Below are 18,195 nucleotides of genomic sequence, written 5' to 3'. Positions count from 1 at the left end.
GCTGGTACCGGCGGCACTACACATGGGAGGTGACCCAGGACCCGGACACGGACCCCGTCCGCTTCCCGCCTCCCGGTCCGGACGCTCTCGCCCTGTGCCGCCGCCCCGGCGGCAGGAGGCCGCGCCCGCCGTAGCCGAGGGACCCGTCGGCCCCGCGGCCGGCGCCGAGCACCGGCTCACGCCGGCCGATCGCTGGCGCCTGGTGCTGGGCCGCCGCAGCGACCAACTTCCCGCCTCCGCCCGCTCGTTGGCGACGGCGCTGGACGAGCTGTACGGCCACGGACGCGGGGAGGGCAGCCGTGGCGACCTCGTCGGTGCGGGGCGCGGCGGCCGGGAGGCGCCGTATCCCGGGGTGCGGGAGTGGTCCGAGGAGCTGGCGGCCCTGTTCGGGCCGGGCATCCGGGAGGAGGTGCTGGCGGCGGCCGCGGCGACGGGCCGGCAGGACGTGTTCCGGGAGCTCGACCCGGACACCGTACGGCCCTCCGTCGACCTGCTCCGCTCGGTGCTCCGGCACGCGGGCGGGCTGCCGGAGGCCCGGCTGGCCGCGCTGCGTCCGCTCGTGCGGCGCCTGGTCGACGCGCTGACCCGGGAGATGGCCACACGGCTGCGTCCGGCGCTGCACGGCACCGCGCTGCCACGCCCCAGTCGGCGTCCGGGCGGCGGACTCGACCTGCCCCGCACCCTGCGGGCCAACCTGGCGACCGCGCGCCGCACTCCGGACGGCACGGTCCAGGTCATCCCCGAGCGTCCCGTCTTCCGCACCCGGGCCCGAAAGGCCGCCGACTGGCGGCTGGTCCTGGTCACCGACGTCTCGGGGTCCATGGAGGCGTCCACGATCTGGGCGGCGATCACGGCGTCCGTACTGGCCGGGGTGCCGACCCTGTCCACGCACTTCCTGGCCTTCTCGACCGAGGTCATCGACCTGACCGACCACGTCGAGGACCCGCTGTCGCTGTTGCTGGAGGTCAGCGTGGGCGGCGGTACGCACATCGCGGCCGGGCTGCGGCACGCGCGCGAACTGGTCACCGTGCCCTCGCGGACGCTCGTGGTGGTCGTCAGCGACTTCGAGGAGGGCTACCCGCTCGGCGGACTGCTCGCCGAGGTCCGCGCCCTGGTCGGCGCCGGCTGCCAGGTTCTCGGATGCGCGAGCCTGGACGACGCCGGGCGTCCCCGGTACTCGACCGGGGTCGCGAGCCAACTCGTCGCGGCGGGGATGCCCGTGGCGGCCCTCAGTCCGCTCGAACTCGCCCGCTGGGTAGGGGAGAAGATCGCATGAGCAAGGATCTCGAGAGCGAGCAGCGTGTGAGCACGGTTCTGCCTCCGGTCGCCCCGTCCGTGACCGCCGAACTCGTCGCGGCACTCTCGCCCCGGCTGCGCAAGCGGCTCGACGTGGGCATAGCCAAACTGGCGGACCGCCCGGCCGTCCGCGACGGCGACACCGTGCGGATCGCCGTCGACGACAGCACCGACATCGAACTCCACGCCCCCGGCGGCACGGTGACCAGCGCCGAGGCCGTCCGCTGCGGCTGCCTGTTGGCCCCGGACTGTCTGCACCGCGCCGCGGCGGCCTCAGCAGCACCCATTGCGGAACCGGCCGCGGCGGCCAACTCCGGTGAGGTGGAGACCGGTTCACCTGAACCGGTGGACAAGGCGGAACCCGAGCGGGCCACGCCCCAGCAGTGCGCCGCCGCCCGTGCCGTCCGCGCCGCCGCGACCGCCGTACTCGAGGCCGGTACGGACGGTGCCGGGGCGGTGCTCCAGGCGGAGCTGCTGCGCGCGGCGCACACGGCGCGGCTCGCGGGACTCCCCCGGGCCGCCGCCACGACCGTCTCCGTGGTCAGCGCGCTGCGCGCCGCCCGCTCCGCCGACCCGGCGTACCACCTCACCGACCTCGTCACCTCCCTGCGCGCCGCCCTGTCGTCGGCCCACCGCATCCCGCACGCCGAGGGCCCGGAACTGACCGAGCTGCGCGGCACCGTACGGCAGCCGTACCGCCCGGACGGCTCGCTGCGGCTGTACGGCGTCTTCTCCGAGCCGGTGCTCACGGCGAGCGGGTACGCCGGCGCCGTCACCTGGACCGCCGACGCCGAGGGCCGCCTGTACCAGGTGTCGGACGTGGCGCCGGGCGGCGCCGGGCGGGCGGTCGGAGCGGCCGACCGCGCCGTACGCATCGGTGACACGGCCCTGACGCACCGGGAACTGTCCCGGGCGGGGCTCGCGGTGTCGGGGGCGACGGTGTCGCCGACGGGTCGGCTCGGGGCGGGCGCGGGGGTGCGGGCGGTCCGGGCGTCCGGTGCCGACTGGCGCGCGGAGCCACTGGACGGGCTCTGGGCGGTACCGGTCGCCGAGCAGGTGTCCCGGGCCCTGACCGGCGGCCACGACCTGCTCTTCCTCGACGTCACCTTGACGGGCGCGGTACGGGAGGCGGCGGGCGACTGTCTGCTCGCCGACTGCGAGGGCGTCGCGCTGCGGCTGACCGCCGCACACGACCATCCGGCGCTCCCCCACCGGGACAACCTCCGCCTGCTGGCCGCGGCCCGGGGCAGCCGGCTGCGGATCGTGGTCCGGCTCGTCCCGGCCCCGCACCCCCGGGCCCTGCTGCTGGCGGCCGAGCACCCCACCCTCCCCGGCACCCGCGTCGATGCCGGCCTGGACCGGCTGCAGCATGCCGACCTGCCCGCCGCACCCGCCGCCGCGGCCGGCGCGCCCGTGACCGACGAGGCCCCGGTGCACCTGCTGCGCCGCCGTGTGCACCAGGCGGCCTCGGGCGGCCGGCTCGTGCTGTCCTTCCCGTCGAACGCGGCCGCCGACGTCCGGCGGCTGAGCCGCCACGGCCTGGCGACGGCGGGTGACCTCCTGGACGAACTCCACGCGGCCGCGGCGGAGCGGTCCCGTGACGTCTTCGGCCGTCTCCTGCCGGCGGACACCGACCGGTTCGCCCGGGCCTGGCTGGCCGCCGCCCGCTACACCGACGAGGTCGACCGCGCGCTGTGCGCCGCGGCCTGGGGTGCCTGAGGCAGGCGAGAGCGAGGGGTGGCGGCCACGCCGGGCGGGCCGCCGTTCCCCCGCGTCGGCGGCCCGCCCGGCGTGCGTCCGAGCAGGTCGGTGCCGCCGGGTTGAAGTGTGGGCCAGGCGGGGACGGCAGGGGTATGCGTACAAGTACGTAGGAGCCGCCGGAGCAGGACAGCAGTGCGTGGGCGGCACACGGAGAGGAACACGTGGTACACGGGCTGGACAGGGCCTACGAGCGCCTGATGGCGGTCGCCGTCGCGGCACTCCACGAACGGGAGCCCGGGCGTCTGTGGCCGCTGCTCGGCGCCGCCCTGACGGACCTGTGCGGCGGCGAGGCGGTCGTCCACAAACTGGACGACTGGAGCCAGAGCGAGGGCACGGTCGGTGGTTCGCCCGACGCCGCCGCCGTCGAACTGGCCGGGCTCGGGGAGTCGGACCTGGGTCTGCTGCGCGCGGGCTACCCCTTCGCCCACCACTACGCGGGCCGGCCCGACCGCACCCCGGTCACCGCGCACCGTGCGGCGGGCCGGGACTGGCCGGGCAGCCCGACGGCCCGTCTGCTCCGTGACGTCCTCGACGCCGACCACGTCCTCGGTGTACCACTGCCCGGCAGCAGCCCGCCGATCACCGGGTGCCTCGTCTACCGGTCCGGTGCGGACTTCACCGACGACCACCTCACGATGGCCGAGCGCGCGCAGCCGCTGCTGGCCGGCGTGGAGCGGCAACGGCAGCTGCTGGAGGAGTGGCGGCGGGCTCTGGCCGCGGCCGGAACGGCGGACGAGCGGGCGGCGGACTGCGCGCTGACGCCCCGCGAGACGGCCGTCCTGCTCCTGCTCGCCGATGCCCTGACCGCGGACGCCATCGGCCGCCGCCTCGGTATCTCGGCCCGTACGGTGCACAAGCACGTGGAGAACATCTATCGCAAGCTGGGCACCCGCGACCGGGTCGGCACGGTGCTGCGGGCCCAGCGGCTCGGTCTGGTCCCGTCCCCCGGCTCCCGGGGGCCCTGTGCCGGCCCTCCGCGATTGGTTACCGTGGAGCGGTCCGGGAGCGAGCAGACCTGAAGGGTTGTCAGCCAACTTGTCCTTTGATAAGGCGACGGTGCGCGATCCTCGATCCTCGATCCTCGATCCTCGATCCTCGATCCTCGATCCTCGAGCAGCCCAGGAACAAGGCGGCCAGGGCCTCGCCACGCCGGTCCCCGGCACGCCGGTTGAGGTCGAGGCAGTACCGGTACGTCTCCACCGCGCGGGGCGGGTCGGAACGGTCCAGGTAGCGGCCCAGGAACTCCTGGACGGACGCGCGCAGCAGCAGACGGTCGGTCGACTCGGCCAGTGTGACGGCGCGCTCCAGCTCCGTGCGGGCGCGGTCGTGCTCGCCCAGATCCGTCAGCGGACGGGAGAGCAGGCTGCGCAGGCGCGCCTCGCCTGCCGTGGCGTCGGCCGCGGTGTCGCCCGGGGTGTCGGGAGCCGCGGCGAGCGCGGCGGCGGCCTCGGCGCCCAGTTCCAGGGACTCCTTCCAGGCTCCCAGGTAGCGGTGGTGGAGGAAGAGGGCCGTGAAGGCCTCGGCCAGCGGCCAGGCGACGGCGTGCAGGCCGTGGCGTACGGCGGCCGGCAGGACGGCCAGGACGGCGGCGCACTCGGCGTCGAGCCAGCTCAGCGCGGAGGGGCCGGCGACGGCGGCGAAGGGGTCGGCGGCCCCTGCCAGGAGCGCGGACAGGTCGGCGATCCGCAGCCGGTCCTTGCGCAGGGCTCGGTCGGCGAGGGCGACGAGTACGAGGTAGTGGGTCGCCACCCGGTCGAGCAGGGCGGTCTCCTCGGCGGCCCGCTCCTCCTCGACCGCCCGCTCTCGGGCGTACAGGCGGACCAGGTCGTGCAGGCGGTAGCGGCCGTCGCGTTCGGTCTCCAGCAGGCTGGCGGAGGCGAGTTCGCGCAGCAGCCGTCGGGCCGTCCGGGTGTCGACGCCCGCCGCAGCGGCGGCGACCCCGGCGTCGAAGAGGCCGGCCGGGACCCAGCCGAGCAGACGGAACATCCGGGCCGGTCCGGGTGGCAGCAGCCGGTAGGACGGTCCGAGGACGGCTGACACCGAGTGGGTGCTGCCGGGCAGCAAGAGGCCGTCCAACCGGTCGGCCTCGTCCTCCAGTTCGCCGGCGAGGTCGGCCGGGGTGAGGGAGTCGTCGGTGAGCAGTCGGGTCGCCACGATGCGCAGGGCGACCGGCAGGCCGCCGCACAGCTCGACGAGGCGCGCGGCCGCCGCCGGGTCGGCCGTCACGGTGTCCTGCCCGCAGTGGTCGGCCAGCAGGGTCAGGCCGCCCTCCCTGTCCAGCGGCTTCAGCGCGATGAGGTCGGCTCCGTCCACCGCCACCAGTTCGCTGAGCCTGCTGTGGCGACTCGGCTCACCCCCGGAGACGCATACGCTCCGGGCAGGCCGGAATTCCAGGAACAGGAACAGGGGGCAGCTCCCATGGTGACAGCGCGCCGGTTTCCGCTCGGCTCCGCGACCACGCTCACCCAGCTGGAGGACGACCCCCACCCCCGGCTGGCCCTGCTGCGCGAGCGCGAACCGGTTTCATGGCTCCCCGTACTGGGCGGCTGGCTGGTTACCCGGCGCGATCTCGCACTGCGCGTGATGCGCGACGCGGCGACCTTCACGGTGGACGATCCCCGCTTCTCCACCGCCCAGGTGGTCGGTCCGAGCATGCTCTCCCTGGAGGGCGCCGAGCACAAGCGGCACCGCGCCCCCTTCACCGACCCGTTCCGCACGCAGGACGTGCACGACCGGTTCACCGGGTTCGTGGAGCAGGATGCCGCCCGGCTGGTGGAAAGCATCCGGCCGCGTGGCAGCGCCGAACTGCGCCGGGAGGTGGCCGGGCCGCTGGCCGTCGCTGTCGTCGCCGAGGCGCTGGGCTTGGTCGACGCGGATGCCGAGGCGGTGCTGTCCTGGTACGACGCCATCGTGAGCGCGGTCTCCGACATCACCGCCGGGGTGCCGGCAAACCCCGCCGGGGCGGCGGCGTTCGACCAGCTGCGAGAGAGCGTCGAGGCGACGGTCGGGGCGGGAAGCGAGGCCTCGCTGCTGGTCGCGGCGGCCGAGCACAAGCGCCTGAAGCTGCCGGAGGTGGTCGCCAACGCTGCCGTGCTGATGTTCGGCGGCATCGAAACCACCGAGGGCATGATCACCAACGCCGTACTGCACTTGCTGGCACACCCGGGTCAACTCGCCCTCGTACATGCCGATCCGGGCCTGGTCGACGCGGCGATCGAGGAATCGCTCCGCCTGGAACCCGCCGCGGCGGTCGTGGACCGCTACGCCACCGCCGACGTGAGGATCGGCGGGGCCGACGTGCGGCGCGGTGATCTGGTGGTCGTCTCGCTCGCCGGTGCGAACCGCGACCCCGCGGTCTTCCAGGACCCCGACGTTTTCGACCTGCGACGGGGCAACTCCCGCCTCCAGCTGGCCTTCGCGCACGGCCCGCACTTCTGTCTGGGCGCCCACCTCGCCCGCCTGGAGACCCGCGCGTGCCTCCTCGCACTCCTCGACCGCCTTCCCGGCCTGCGGCTGGACCCTGCCTCGCCCACCGCGCCCAGAGGCCTGGTCTTCCGGAAGCCACCCGCTGTGCGCGTCCGCTGGGACGTGCCGGCGCAGCGCTGACTCGACGCAGGGCCGCTCCCACGTTGCGCTGTACCGGCCCGTCGAAGAGGGCCAGGTGGCGAGCGGTTCGGGCGAGTGAGCGCCGATGCGCTCGCTGTCGCTGAGGACGGCCCGATGACCCGACCCCCACCCCGCCGTGTACGGCAACGTCGATCGGTGATTGGCTGTCCCCGGTTCCGTCAGCCAGTCCATCCACGGGAAGGCCCCAGCCATGAGCAACCCCTACGCACTCGAGTACAAGGTCGTCACCTTCCGCGAGTCACTGATCGGAGACGCACTGGACAGCGACAAGCTGGAGAAGGTTCTGAACAAGCACGCCGAGGACGGCTGGGCGCTCAAGGCGATCACGGCCGCCGACGTCAAGGGCCGTATAGGTCCCGGTGCAGTCGAGGGCCTGCTCCTCACTCTGGAGCGTCCGCGCCGATAAGACCGTTCAGGGCGAGGAAGCCGGTGGTCGAGAGGATCGGAGCGTTCTTGGCGCCCGCCATCGGGAGGGTGTGAAAACACGTCGACAACGCCCTGCCGCGCCCGGCAAAGTAGCCGCCCGTGACGAGCAGTGAGCTGTGGACCCGGGCGACCGCCGACCGCTACGACGCCGAAGAGAGCAGGATGTCCTCGGCCGATGTTCTAGGACCGACTCTCGACTTCCTGACCGAACTCGCCGGAGACGGCCGGGCGCTGGAGTTCGCCGTCGGAACCGGACGAGTGGGAGTCCCGCTCCGCAGACGCGGCGTACCGGTCGTGGGCATCGAGCTGTCCGAACACATGGCAGCGGTCCTGCGACGCAAGATCGACGAGGACACGCTCCCGGTCACCATCGGGGACATGACCACGACCGCCGTCCCCGGCGAGTTCGCCCTGGTCTATCTCGTCTACAACACCATCACGAACCTGCTCACGCAGGACGAGCAGGTCGAGTGCTTCCGAAACGCCGCACGTCATCTGGCCCCCGGCGGCCGATTCGTCATCGAGTTGGGCGTGCCGCCGCTGCGCTTCCTGCCGCCCGGCCAGGTCGCGGTGCCGTTCGACGTCTCCGTGCGGCATCTCGGCTTCGACACCTTCGACCTGGCCGAGCAGATGCTCGTCTCGCACCACTTCACCCGCGACGGCGACGACGGCCGCTACCGCCGCGGCAGCTCCCGGCACCGGTACGCGTGGCCGGCGGAGCTCGACCTGATGGCACGGATCGCGGGGCTCGAGCTGGAACGACGCGTCGCGGACTGGAACGGGGCGCCGTTCACGCAGGACTCCACGAAGCACATCTCCGTGTGGCGCAAGCCGGCCTGAGTCTCCTGAGCCTTGTCCGCTGGGACCCCGAGATGTACAGGCATGTCCACACCCTCACGGGAAGTCCGCCTCGGGGAGCCCGAGGCGGACCGGGGAGGTCAGGACGCGCGGTGGTACGAGAGCACCGTTGCCGGCCTATGCGCCACGACGGACCCGGGCGGCCTTGCGGGCCTCGGCAATCTGGCGGGCCTCAGCAGACCGGCGAGATTCGCCACCGCCGCCGGCCCGCCCCGGGCGGGTGCCCATACCGCGGAAGGGGGCACCGCCGCGCTTCGGGCGCTCCGCGACCGGGCCGCTGCCGCCGACGGGGACACCGGAGGGAGCCTGGGCGCCGGTGATGCGGCTCAGCTCGGCCTCGCCGGAGCGGACCTGTGTGATCTGCGGCCTGATGCCTGCGTCGGACATGAGACGGGCCATGTCCCGGCGCTGGTTGGGGAGGATCAGCGTGACGACACTGCCGGACTCGCCGGCGCGGGCGGTACGGCCACCGCGGTGCAGGTAGTCCTTGTGGTCGCTGGGGGGATCGACGTTGACGACGAGATCGAGGTCGTCGACGTGGATGCCCCGAGCCGCGACATTGGTGGCCACCAGCGCCGTGACGTCACCGGTCTTGAACTGTGCCAGGGTGCGGGTGCGCTGGGGCTGCGACTTGCCGCCGTGCAGCGCCGCGGCCTTGACGCCGCTGCTCAGCAGGTGCCTGGTGAACTGGTCGACAGCGTGCTTGGTGTCCAGGAACATGATCACGCGCCCGTCGCGGGCAGCGATCTCGGTGGCGGTGGCGTACTTGTCGGCGCTGTGCACCTGCAGCACGTGATGCTCCATCGTGGTGACCGCGCCCGCCGACGGGTCCACCGAATGGACCACCGGGTCATGGAGGTAACGACGGACCAGGAGGTCTATGTTGCGGTCCAGCGTGGCCGAGAACAGCATGCGCTGGCCGTCGGGACGTACCTGGTCCAGCAGTTCGGTGACCTGCGGCATGAAGCCCATGTCCGCCATCTGGTCGGCCTCGTCCAGGACGGTGATGTTCACCCGGTCCAGGCGGCAGTCCCTGCGCTCGAGGAGATCCGCGAGGCGGCCAGGAGTCGCGACGACCACCTCGGCCCCGGCACGCAGCGCGCCGGCCTGCCTGCCGATCGACATCCCGCCGACCACAGTGGCCAGCCGCAGCTTCAGCAACCGGGCGTACGGGGCGAGCGCATCGGTGACCTGCTGGGCCAGCTCGCGGGTGGGGACGAGGATCAGGGCCAGCGGCTTCCGCGACTCGGCACGCTGACCGGCCGTGCGTACGAGGAGCGGCAGGCCGAAGGCGATCGTCTTGCCCGATCCGGTGCGCCCACGGCCCAGGACGTCGCGCCCTGCGAGGGAGTTCGGCAATGTGGCGGCCTGGATCGGGAACGGCTTGTCCAGGCCAAGGCTGGTGAGCATCTCCAGCAACTCGACGGGCATGTCCAGTTCACCGAAGGACGCGACCGCGGGGAGGGCGGGGGTGACGGTGTCCGGTAGTGCGAACTCTCCCTGTGGTGCGGAGGGACGGCGCCTGTTGCCGCTTGAACCAGCGTCGGGGCGACCCTGCCGCTGGGGACGAAAACGATCGTTCGTGCGAGCTGAACGGCTCATGGAGAACCTTCCTCGACGGGGCACGCATCGAGGAATTCCCGACAGAAATAAGTCGGACGAATTGCAAGAACGAGCCGAATATGAGATCAAAAAATCCACTGAAATGCAAAAAGCAGTAAACTGGGGCCCCGCCACAAGGCGGGGCCCCAGCTATGTCATACGCTTCAGCGTCAGGCGGGAGTGATGTTCTCCGCCTGCGGACCCTTCTGGCCCTGGACGACGTCGAAGCTCACCTTCTGGCCTTCCTGGAGCTCACGGAAACCCTGGGTGGCGATGTTCGAGTAGTGCGCGAAGACGTCAGGGCCGCCGCCGTCCTGCTCGATGAAGCCGAAGCCCTTTTCCGCGTTGAACCACTTGACGGTGCCAGTAGCCATGTCACATCTCCTTGGGGACAGTGCCCGGGGGCCCACACCGTGTGAACCCCTGCGTTGCGACAATGAACCCCGTCCGGATAAGCACCGGAGATACAAAAATGCCCGACGACATACAGCCGCCAAGGCACTTGAAGTTTCGGGAACCACAACTGCAACTACCGCCAGTTTAGCACGGTACCCACATCCGCACTACTTTACCCCGCCTCGGCATGGAACATCCGATTCTTTTCCGCGCCACCTCACCCCAGGAACGACAGACGGACCTTCCGGTTCGGATTGTCCCTGTTCGTATCCACGAGGCACACGGACTGCCAGGTGCCCAGCTCCAGCCGGCCGCCGATGACCGGGAGGGTCGCGTGCGGCGGGACGATCGCGGGGAGGACGTGATCGCGGCCGTGCCCCGGGCTGCCGTGCCGGTGCTGCCAGCGGTCGTCGGCGGGGAGCAGGGTGTGCAGGGTGGCCAGGAGGTCGTCGTCGCTTCCGGCGCCCGTCTCGATCACGGCGATGCCGGCGGTCGCGTGGGGCACAAAGATGTTCAGCAGGCCGTCACGGCCGGCCGCCGCCTCGCGCAGGAACTCCTCGCAGTCGGCTGTCAGGTCGACGACCCGCTCCCGGGAACCGGTGGCGATGTTCAGCATCCGAGTGGTGAAGGCATCTGACATGCCCCCATCCTGGCCCATACGCCGGGTTTCACACCTCGCGGCGGGACCGTTTCCCGGTGCGACGGGTCCACCGGACGAGACGCCGTTGACCGCGGAGCTCCCGTCTGGCTACTTTCAGCCGCATGTTGCGTTCAGCCCTGCTCACCACGCGCGGTCACATCGACCTGCTGCGGGTGGCCTCCGCCGCGTGTCGCCGCGGCTGCTGACGCCCTTTTCCCTCTTCTTCTCCCCTTCGGCGCGGTCTGCCGCCGTACCCGCACGTCACCCGTGAGCCGGTGAGGCGGGCCTGACGCGGCGGTGCCGAGCCGTATCCCCCGCCCTCCCCTTTGCCGTGGAGCATCCATGAGCATCAGCCATGCCCCACCCGGCCCACCGGAACCCGATATTTCCGGTATATCAAAATACGTCGAGGCCGGACCGGCCCAGCCCGAGCGCTCCTCCCCGGACCTCCAGCCTCTCGTCCCGGCCTCCAGCCGCCGCGCCCGTGTCCCGCGCTGGCTGCGTCGCACCACCGGCCCGCTGCTGCTGCTCGCCCTGTGGCAACTCCTCAGCAGTACGGGGTTGTTGGCCTCGGACGTGCTCGCCGCGCCGGGCCGGATCGCCCAGGTCGGCTGGGATCTGGTCGCCGACGGCTCGCTGCCCTCGGCCATGGGCACCTCACTTCATCGCGTCGCGGCCGGGCTGCTCTTCGGCACCGTGATCGGCACCGGACTGGCCCTGCTCTCCGGGCTGTTCAGGGTCGGCGAGGACCTGGTGGACGCGCCCGTACAGATGCTGCGCACGGTGCCGTTCGTCGGCCTCATCCCGCTGTTCATCATCTGGTTCGGCATCGGCGAGGCCCCGAAGATCGCGATCATCACGCTCGGCGTGACCTTCCCGCTCTATCTCAACGTGTACGCCGGCATCCGCGGCGTCGACTCAAAACTCATCGAGGCCGGCGAGTCGTTGGGGCTGTCCCGCTGGGGTCTCGTGCGCCACGTGGTGCTCCCGGCCGCCCTGCCCGGCGCGCTCACCGGGCTGCGCTACTCGCTCGGCATCGCCTGGCTCGCCCTGGTCTTTGCCGAGCAGGTCAACGCCGACGCCGGCATCGGCTTCCTGATGGTGCAGGCACGAGACTTCCTGCGCACCGACGTGATCGTGGTCTGCCTGATCGTCTACGCCTTCCTCGGCCTGCTGGCCGACTTCATCGTCCGCTCCCTCGAAAGGCTGCTGCTGCAATGGCGACCGACGTTCACCGGCCGGTGAGCCCCGTGGCGACCCGGGTGTCCAGTGCAGTGCACGTCGAAGGGCTGACCCGCTCCTTCGAGGGACGTGCCGTCATCGACGACCTCCGACTCGACATCGCACCGGGCGAGTTCGTCGCCCTGCTGGGCCGCAGCGGCTGCGGCAAGTCCACGCTGCTGCGCATTCTCGCCGGCCTCGACCGGGACATCGAGGGCACCGCCCTCGTCTCCCGCCGCCGGGCCGTCGCCTTCCAGGCACCCCGGCTGATGCCGTGGAAGAAGGTGTGGCGCAACGTACTGCTCGGCCTGCCCGGCAGGCCCGAACGCGCCGTGGCCGAACGGGCGTTGGACGAGGTCGGCCTCGGCCACCGCATCGATGCCTGGCCGAAGACCCTCTCCGGCGGCGAGGCACAGCGCGCCTCCCTCGCCCGGGCCCTGGTGCGCGAGCCCGATCTGCTGCTGCTCGACGAGCCGTTCGGCGCCCTCGACGCGCTGACCCGGATCAAGGCGCAGCGGCTGGTCGGCGAGTTGTGGCAGCGCCGCGGCTGCGCCGTGCTGCTGGTCACGCACGACGTCGAGGAGGCCGTGCTGCTCGCCGACCGCGTCCTGGTGATGGACGGCGGCCGCATCGCCCACGAACAGCGCATAGACCTCGACCGGCCGCGTGACATCGCCGACCCCCGCTTCGCCGGGCTCCGCTCCGGACTGCTGGAGCGGCTCGGCGTCGACACGGCCGCCGAAGCCGCCTGAACACCCCCGCTCGATCCCTCCCCCGTGCACTGGAACGGAACCGCCATGCGACGACGCCTCGCCCCCGCCGCACTGCTCCTGCCCCTCGCCCTCCTGCTCACCGCCTGCGGCGGGAACTCGTCCGCCGACGCGGGCGCCGGCATCGACGGGAAGGGCTCCGTCACGCTCAACGTCGGTGACCAGAAGAGCGGTTCGGAGGCCATCCTGAGGGCCGCGGGCGAGCTGAAGAACCTGGACTACAAGATCAAGTGGTCGACGTTCACCTCCGGCCCGCCGCTGCTGGAGGCCGTCAACGCCAAGGCCGTCGACATCGGCGGTGTCGCCAACACCCCGCCCGTCTTCGCGGCCGGAGCCGGCTCGAAGATCTCGGTGGTGGCCGCCTGGCACGTCAGGTCCCAGGGCGACGCCATCCTCGTGCCGAACGACTCGAAGCTGACGCGGCCGAACCAGCTCAAGGACAGGTCGATCACCGTGGCGCAGGGCTCCTCCGCGCACTACCAGCTGGTCGCCTCCCTCGAGGCGGCCGGACTCGGCCTGAGCGACGTGAAGGTCAAGTACCTGCAGCCGGCCGACGCGCTCGCCGCGTTCACCTCCGGCAAGGTGGACGCGTGGGCGGTGTGGGACCCGTACACCTCCCAGATCCTTCAGGCCAAGCAGGGCCGGGTACTCACCACCGGCGACGGCATCACCAACGGGCTCACCTTCCAGGTGGCCGCGCCCGCCGCGCTGAAGGATCCGAAGAAGGCCGCTGCCGTCAAGGACTACCTGGCACGACTGCGGCGCGCACAGGCGTGGGTCCACGACCACCAGGAGGAGTGGGCCAAGGTGTGGGCGAAGGACACCGGACTGCCCTACGAGGTGGCACTGGCCTCGGTGAAGCGCAGCAATGCCACGCGCGTCCCGGTCGCCGTCGATCAGCCGCTCGTCGCCTCCGAGCAGAAGATCGCCGACACCTTCACCGAGTTGCGGCTCATCCCGAGGAGGTGGACTTCGGCGACTTCGTGGACAGGCGGTTCAACGGCGACCTGCCCCCGTCGACGACTCCGGCCAAGAGCTGAGTTCCCGGTGTCCCCGAGCCGGTCGCCGAGGGGCGCCCGGCCTCCGGGAAGATCCACGGCCGCCTCGCGGTTGGCAGGAGCGTGAACGAGATGCGCGAGGTCGAGGTAGTCGTCATAGGCGCCGGACAGGCCGGTCTGTCCGGCGCCTATCACCTGCGGCGCGCCGGTTTCGGGCCGGACCGCGACTTCGTGGTGCTGGACCACTCCCCGGGGCCGGGCGGCGCCTGGCAGTTCCGCTGGCCTTCGCTGACGTACGGCAAGGTGCACGGGATGCACTCCCTGCCCGGCATGGAGCTGACGGACGCCGATCCGGCGCGGCCCTCGGCGGAGGTCATCCGCGCGTACTTCGACCGCTACGAGCACGCCTTCGACCTGCGGGTACGGCGCCCCGTCGACGTACGGGCCGTACGTGAGGGGGACGCCGGGCGGCTGCTCGTGGAGACCTCGGACGGCATCTGGTCCACGCGGGCGCTCATCAACGCCACCGGCACCTGGGACCGGCCGTTCTGGCCGCGCTACCCCGGTCAGGAGACCTTCCGCGGACGGCAGTTGCACACCGCGCAGTACGCCGGGCCCGAGGAACTCGCCGGACTGCGGGTCGTGGTCGTCGGCGGCGGCGCGTCGGGCACCCAGCACCTGCTGGAGATCGCCCCGTACGCGGCGGCCACCACCTGGGTCACTCGGCGGCCCCCGGTCTTTCGCGAGGGCCCGTTCGGCGAGGAGGCGGGCCGGGCGTCGGTGGCGCTGGTGGAGGAGCGGGTACGGCAGGGCCTGCCGCCGAGGAGTGTGGTCTCCGTCACGGGACTTCCGCTCAACGACGCCATCCGGCAGGGCCTGGCCGACGGGGTCCTGGACCGGCTGCCCATGTTCGACCGGGTCACCCCGGACGGTGTGGAGTGGAGCGACGGGCGCCGCGTGGACTCCGACGTCATTCTCTGGGCCACCGGCTTCCGCGCCGCCCTCGATCACCTCACGCCGCTGCGGCTGCGCGAGCAGGGGGGCGGGATCCGGGTCGAGGGGACCCGCGCCGTCGCGGATCCACGCATCCACCTCGTCGGCTACGGCCCTTCGGCCAGCACGATCGGTGCCAACCGGACCGGCCGCGCGGCCGTACGGGACATCCGGCGGCTGCTGGCCGAGGAGCCGGTCAGGTCGGTCGCCGTGTGATGCCCCGCAGGCTGCTCAGCGGGGCGGTTGTGTGCCTGGCAGCTGCTGTGGGCTGCTGCCGGCCGCCTGCGGCTGTCCCGTTACCTGGTGGCGGGCGTTGAACTCGGCCACGTTGCGCAGGTGCTCGGAGTAGTCGGCGGTGAAGCGGGTGTCGCCCGGCTTGAGCGTGACGAAGTACAGCCACTCGCCGGGCGGCGGGTTGATCGCGGCATGCATCGCGTCCTCGCCGGGGTTGTCGATCGGGGTCGGCGGCAGACCCATGCGCTGGTAGGAGTTGTACGGGCTGTCCATGCGGGTGTCGTCCACGCTGGTGTGCACGGTGTTGCGGTTCATCGCGTAGTTGATCGTGGAGTCCATCTGCAGCGGCATGCCCCGTTGCAGCCGGTTGAGGATGACCCGGGCCACCTTCCCCATGTCGGCCTTGGTGGCGGCCTCGGCCTGGGCGATGCTGGCGATGGTGACGGACTGGTAGACGTTCATCGGGCTGCGCTGCGCCCCGGCCGCGACCGGGGTCCCGTCGAACCTCTTCTTGGCGGTGTCGACCATGAATCGCAGCAGCGACTCGGGGGTCGCCCCCTTCTCGTACGGATAGGTGGCCGGGAAGAGGTAGCCCTCCGGGTTGCCCGCGGCCGCGCTGGGCAACTGCAGGTCGGCCTTGGAGATCGATTTCGCGGTGCTGCCCGAGGGCAGTGCGAGGGCCTTGTCGATCGCGTCGTAGACCTGGCTCGCGCGCCAGCCCTCCGGGATGACCAGTGTGGAGGGCGGTTTCACCGCTACGTGACCGCCGCCCCGGCTCAGCAGCGGCACCGCCACGGCGGTGCCGGCCAGGACGGCGCCGGTCACGATGAGGAGGAGCCTGCCCCGGCGCGTCAGTCGCATCGTGCTGCGTGGCGGAGTGTTCGAGTACATGCGGGTACGGTAATACGCATATCACCGTAAATCCGACATATCGTCAGCTTGTCGGCTGCGATCGCCGTCGTGCGTCAGCCCGTCGGTTCCAGCTGCGCATCCCGGCGCACCAGGGCCGCGTACCGCCCGTCCAGTTCCAGCAGCTCCTCGTGCGTGCCCCGTTCGGCGACCCGGCCGGAGTCCAGGACCACGATCTGGTCCGCACCGCGGACGGTGGACAGGCGGTGGGCGATGGTGACAGTCGTCCGGTCGGCCGACAGGGCGTCGATGGCGTCCTGCACCGCGGCTTCGGTGCGGTTGTCCAGGGCGCTGGTCGCCTCGTCGAGGATGAGGACCGGCGGGTCGCGCAGGATGGTGCGGGCTATCGCCAGACGCTGCTTCTCGCCGCCGGAGAAGCGGTGCCCGCGTTCGCCGACGACGGTGTCGTAGCCGTCCGGCAGCGCGGCGATGTGGTCGTGGATCTGGGCGGCCCGGGCTGCGGTGTGCAGCTCTTCGTCGGTGGCGTCGGGCTTGGCGAAGCGGAGGTTGTCGGCGACCGAAGCGTGGAACAGGTACGTCTCCTGCGAGACCACGCCGACCGCGCGGGCGAGGGTGTCGAAGTCGAGGTCGCGCGCGTCGACGCCGTCGATGGTGACGCGGCCCCCGGTGACGTCGTAGAGCCGGGGCACCAGATAGCCCAGCGTGGACTTGCCGGCGCCGGTCGGGCCGACCACGGCCAGACTGCCGCCTGCGGGCACGGTGACGTCGATGCCGTGGAGGACGGGACGGGCCCCGTCGTCCTTGTCGTACCGGAAGTCGACTTGCTCGAAGCGGACCTCGCCCTTGACCTCGTCGAGGTGGACCGGCTCCGCGCGCTCGGTGATGTCGATCGGCAGGTCCAGATACTCGAAGATGCGCTGGAAGAGTGCGAGGGAGGTCTGGATCTGGACGCCGGTCGCCAGCAGGCTCACGGCCGGGCGGAACAGGCCCTGCTGGAGGGAGACGAAGGCGACGATGGTGCCGAGCGAGACCTGCGGGCCGCCGAACTGGAGGGCCAGCCCCGCGGTCCAGTAGATGACGGCGGGCATCGCGGCCATGACGATCGTGATCACGGCCATGCGCCAGCGGCCGGCCATGTTCGCCTTCACCTCGAGGTCGACCAGGCGCTCGGACTCCTCGGCGAAGGACGTGGTGAGCGAGTCGGAGCGGCCCATCGTGCGACCGAGCAGGATGCCGCTGACGGACAGCGACTCGGTGACCGTGGCGGCCATCGCGGCCATCTGCTTCTGGCGCTGGGTGGTGATCTTCTTGCGTTCGTTGCCGACGCGGCGGCTGATCCACACGAAGGCCGGCAGCAGGAGCAGTGAGACGACCGTCAGCCGCCAGTCGAGGGCGAGCATCGCGACGATCGTGGCGACCACGCTGGTGACGTTGGAGACGAGGGAGGTGGCGGTGGAGGTGACGGTGGCCTGCATGCCGCCGATGTCGTTGGCGATGCGGGACTGCACCTCGCCGGTGCGGGTGCGGGTGAAGAAGGCGAGCGACATGCGCTGCAGGCGGCCGTAGACGGCGGTGCGCAGGTCGTGCATGACGCGCTGCCCGACGGTGGTCGAGATCAGCGTCTGGAGCACGCCGAAGACGCTGGAGAGGACGGCACTGAGGATCATGCCGAGTGCGAGCAGGCTCAGCAGGCCGGTGCGGCCGTCGGGGATCGCGACGTCCAGGGTCTCCTTCAGGAGAAACGGTGTGGCCACCGAGACCAGCGAGGAGGCGCCGACCAGGAGGCCGACGATCGCGAGCCGCCCGCGGTAGGGGCGGAAGAGCTTCAGGATGCGGCGCACCTGCCGGGGCTGTTCCTTGGCGTCGGCAGGTGGGTTCCAGGAGGTTTCACGGTCGGGATGCATGGGCTCCTACGGAGGTGAACAGGCGTCGGCGCGGAGAGCTGCCGACGATGACTGACGGATCGTAGCTCATTGTTACCTATACTCACAATGAACGGCATCCTGATATTGTTCCCGCATGACCACCCCCGATCCCGACGGCCTGCTCGCCGAGCAGTTGCTGCGGCTCACCCGCCGGGTGCACCGCATCCAGAAGCGCCACCTGGAGCGACGCGACGTGGGCGTCACCCCGGCCCAGTCCCGCCTGCTGCGCACCCTCGCGCACTACGGCTCGCCCCCGCGCATGGCGGATCTCGCCGAGCGTCTGGAGGTGGTGCCGCGCGCGGTGACGACCCTGGTCGACGGGCTGGAGGCGGGCGGCAAGGTGCGGCGGGTGCCGGATCCGACGAACCGGCGGGTGACCCGGATCGAGCTGACGGACGAGGGCCGTGCGACCCTGCGCGAGCTGCGCGGCGCGCGCCGGTCGGCCGCCGAGGAGATCCTCGCTCCACTGACGGAGAAGGAGCGCCAGGTGCTCGGCGTGCTGCTGGACACACTGATCGACGGCGAGGCGGCCAACCGCTGCTGAACGGCCGCGGCCCCCGTTCGGCGAGGTTCGGAGC

The 18,195-nt window shown here is 71.7% G+C and carries 16 protein-coding genes and 2 pseudogenes; 12 read left to right on the top strand and 6 right to left on the bottom strand.

Annotated elements, in window-relative coordinates; translation table 11 throughout:
* Positions 1 to 163: 163 nt before the first annotated feature.
* The 3 genes and pseudogenes from ABZ471_RS32460 to ABZ471_RS32450 form a co-directional block, all read left to right on the top strand.
* A pseudogene (locus tag ABZ471_RS32460) lies at positions 164 to 1,276 on the top strand (VWA domain-containing protein); the annotation flags it as partial.
* Positions 1,273 to 3,015 (top strand): hypothetical protein, encoded by a 1,743-nt coding sequence (locus tag ABZ471_RS32455; RefSeq protein WP_359071450.1) that lies wholly within the window; start codon positions 1,273 to 1,275, stop codon positions 3,013 to 3,015. The pseudogene ABZ471_RS32460 and the gene ABZ471_RS32455, both read left to right, overlap by 4 nt.
* Before the next feature lie 239 nt (positions 3,016 to 3,254).
* A complete protein-coding gene (locus ABZ471_RS32450; RefSeq protein ID WP_359071455.1) occupies positions 3,255 to 4,076 on the top strand; it encodes a LuxR C-terminal-related transcriptional regulator in 822 nt (273 codons plus the stop codon).
* A 7-nt stretch (positions 4,077 to 4,083) separates the two neighbouring features.
* On the opposite strand, the gene ABZ471_RS32445 is transcribed toward ABZ471_RS32450, so the two are convergent.
* Positions 4,084 to 5,376 (bottom strand): hypothetical protein, encoded by a 1,293-nt coding sequence (locus ABZ471_RS32445; protein WP_359071448.1) that lies wholly within the window; start codon positions 5,374 to 5,376, stop codon positions 4,084 to 4,086.
* Positions 5,377 to 5,475: 99 nt separating this feature from the next.
* Between ABZ471_RS32445 and ABZ471_RS32440 the strand changes: the two genes are divergently transcribed.
* The 3 genes from ABZ471_RS32440 (at position 5,476) to ABZ471_RS32430 (ending at position 7,950) form a co-directional block, all read left to right on the top strand.
* Positions 5,476 to 6,663, top strand: coding sequence for a cytochrome P450 (locus ABZ471_RS32440; protein ID WP_359071447.1), 1,188 nt, complete (start codon positions 5,476 to 5,478; stop codon positions 6,661 to 6,663).
* Between the two features lie 211 nt (positions 6,664 to 6,874).
* Positions 6,875 to 7,090, top strand: coding sequence for a DUF4177 domain-containing protein (locus tag ABZ471_RS32435; protein WP_116152660.1), 216 nt, complete (start codon positions 6,875 to 6,877; stop codon positions 7,088 to 7,090).
* Between the two features lie 119 nt (positions 7,091 to 7,209).
* Positions 7,210 to 7,950, top strand: coding sequence for a class I SAM-dependent methyltransferase (locus tag ABZ471_RS32430; protein WP_359071445.1), 741 nt, complete (start codon positions 7,210 to 7,212; stop codon positions 7,948 to 7,950).
* Between the two features lie 135 nt (positions 7,951 to 8,085).
* Here the strand turns inward: ABZ471_RS32430 and ABZ471_RS32425 are convergent, their stop codons facing one another.
* From ABZ471_RS32425 to ABZ471_RS32415, 3 genes are all read right to left on the bottom strand, one after another.
* Positions 8,086 to 9,570, bottom strand: coding sequence for a DEAD/DEAH box helicase (locus ABZ471_RS32425; RefSeq protein WP_359071443.1), 1,485 nt, complete (start codon positions 9,568 to 9,570; stop codon positions 8,086 to 8,088).
* A gap of 170 nt (positions 9,571 to 9,740) precedes the next feature.
* Positions 9,741 to 9,944 (bottom strand): cold-shock protein, encoded by a 204-nt coding sequence (locus ABZ471_RS32420; RefSeq protein WP_094222296.1) that lies wholly within the window; start codon positions 9,942 to 9,944, stop codon positions 9,741 to 9,743.
* Between the two features lie 239 nt (positions 9,945 to 10,183).
* On the bottom strand, positions 10,184 to 10,606 hold the full coding sequence (locus tag ABZ471_RS32415; RefSeq protein WP_359071441.1) for a secondary thiamine-phosphate synthase enzyme YjbQ: 423 nt from the start codon (positions 10,604 to 10,606) through the stop codon (positions 10,184 to 10,186).
* A gap of 122 nt (positions 10,607 to 10,728) precedes the next feature.
* Here ABZ471_RS32415 and ABZ471_RS32410 point away from each other — a divergent pair, with 122 nt between their 5' ends.
* From ABZ471_RS32410 to ABZ471_RS32390, 5 genes and pseudogenes are all read left to right on the top strand, one after another.
* Complete coding sequence (locus tag ABZ471_RS32410) at positions 10,729 to 10,812, top strand: putative leader peptide (protein ID WP_349817350.1); 84 nt, start codon at positions 10,729 to 10,731, stop codon at positions 10,810 to 10,812.
* Between the two features lie 136 nt (positions 10,813 to 10,948).
* Positions 10,949 to 11,851 carry an ABC transporter permease gene (locus ABZ471_RS32405; protein WP_359071439.1) on the top strand — a complete coding sequence of 301 codons (903 nt, stop codon included), beginning with the start codon at positions 10,949 to 10,951 and terminating at the stop codon, positions 11,849 to 11,851.
* The gene (locus ABZ471_RS32400; protein ID WP_359071438.1) at positions 11,824 to 12,579 is read left to right on the top strand and encodes an ABC transporter ATP-binding protein; all 756 of its coding nucleotides are present in this window, start codon (positions 11,824 to 11,826) and stop codon (positions 12,577 to 12,579) included. Before ABZ471_RS32405 ends, ABZ471_RS32400 begins: the two co-directional genes overlap by 28 nt.
* Before the next feature lie 45 nt (positions 12,580 to 12,624).
* A pseudogene (locus ABZ471_RS32395) lies at positions 12,625 to 13,637 on the top strand (ABC transporter substrate-binding protein).
* An 81-nt stretch (positions 13,638 to 13,718) separates the two neighbouring features.
* Entirely contained in the window at positions 13,719 to 14,804 is a 1,086-nt protein-coding gene (locus ABZ471_RS32390; protein ID WP_359071436.1) for an NAD(P)-binding domain-containing protein, read from the top strand.
* Between the two features lie 15 nt (positions 14,805 to 14,819).
* Here the strand turns inward: ABZ471_RS32390 and mltG are convergent, their stop codons facing one another.
* Positions 14,820 to 15,713: an endolytic transglycosylase MltG gene (gene mltG / locus ABZ471_RS32385; protein WP_359071434.1), complete on the bottom strand. Its 894-nt coding sequence runs from the start codon at positions 15,711 to 15,713 to the stop codon at positions 14,820 to 14,822.
* Between the two features lie 74 nt (positions 15,714 to 15,787).
* Positions 15,788 to 17,596 carry an ABC transporter ATP-binding protein gene (locus ABZ471_RS32380; RefSeq protein WP_359071432.1) on the bottom strand — a complete coding sequence of 603 codons (1,809 nt, stop codon included), beginning with the start codon at positions 17,594 to 17,596 and terminating at the stop codon, positions 15,788 to 15,790.
* Positions 17,597 to 17,711: 115 nt separating this feature from the next.
* On the opposite strand from ABZ471_RS32380, the gene ABZ471_RS32375 reads away from it, so the two are divergent.
* Positions 17,712 to 18,161 carry a MarR family transcriptional regulator gene (locus tag ABZ471_RS32375; RefSeq protein ID WP_359071431.1) on the top strand — a complete coding sequence of 150 codons (450 nt, stop codon included), beginning with the start codon at positions 17,712 to 17,714 and terminating at the stop codon, positions 18,159 to 18,161.
* Positions 18,162 to 18,195 lie beyond the last annotated feature (34 nt).

Origin of the sequence: Streptomyces sp. NPDC005728 (assembly GCF_040630895.1) — a bacterium.
Lineage (GTDB): Bacteria > Actinomycetota > Actinomycetes > Streptomycetales > Streptomycetaceae > Streptomyces.
Note: the sequence above shows the minus strand (reverse complement) of the source record. Positions and strands in the feature narration are given on the sequence as shown.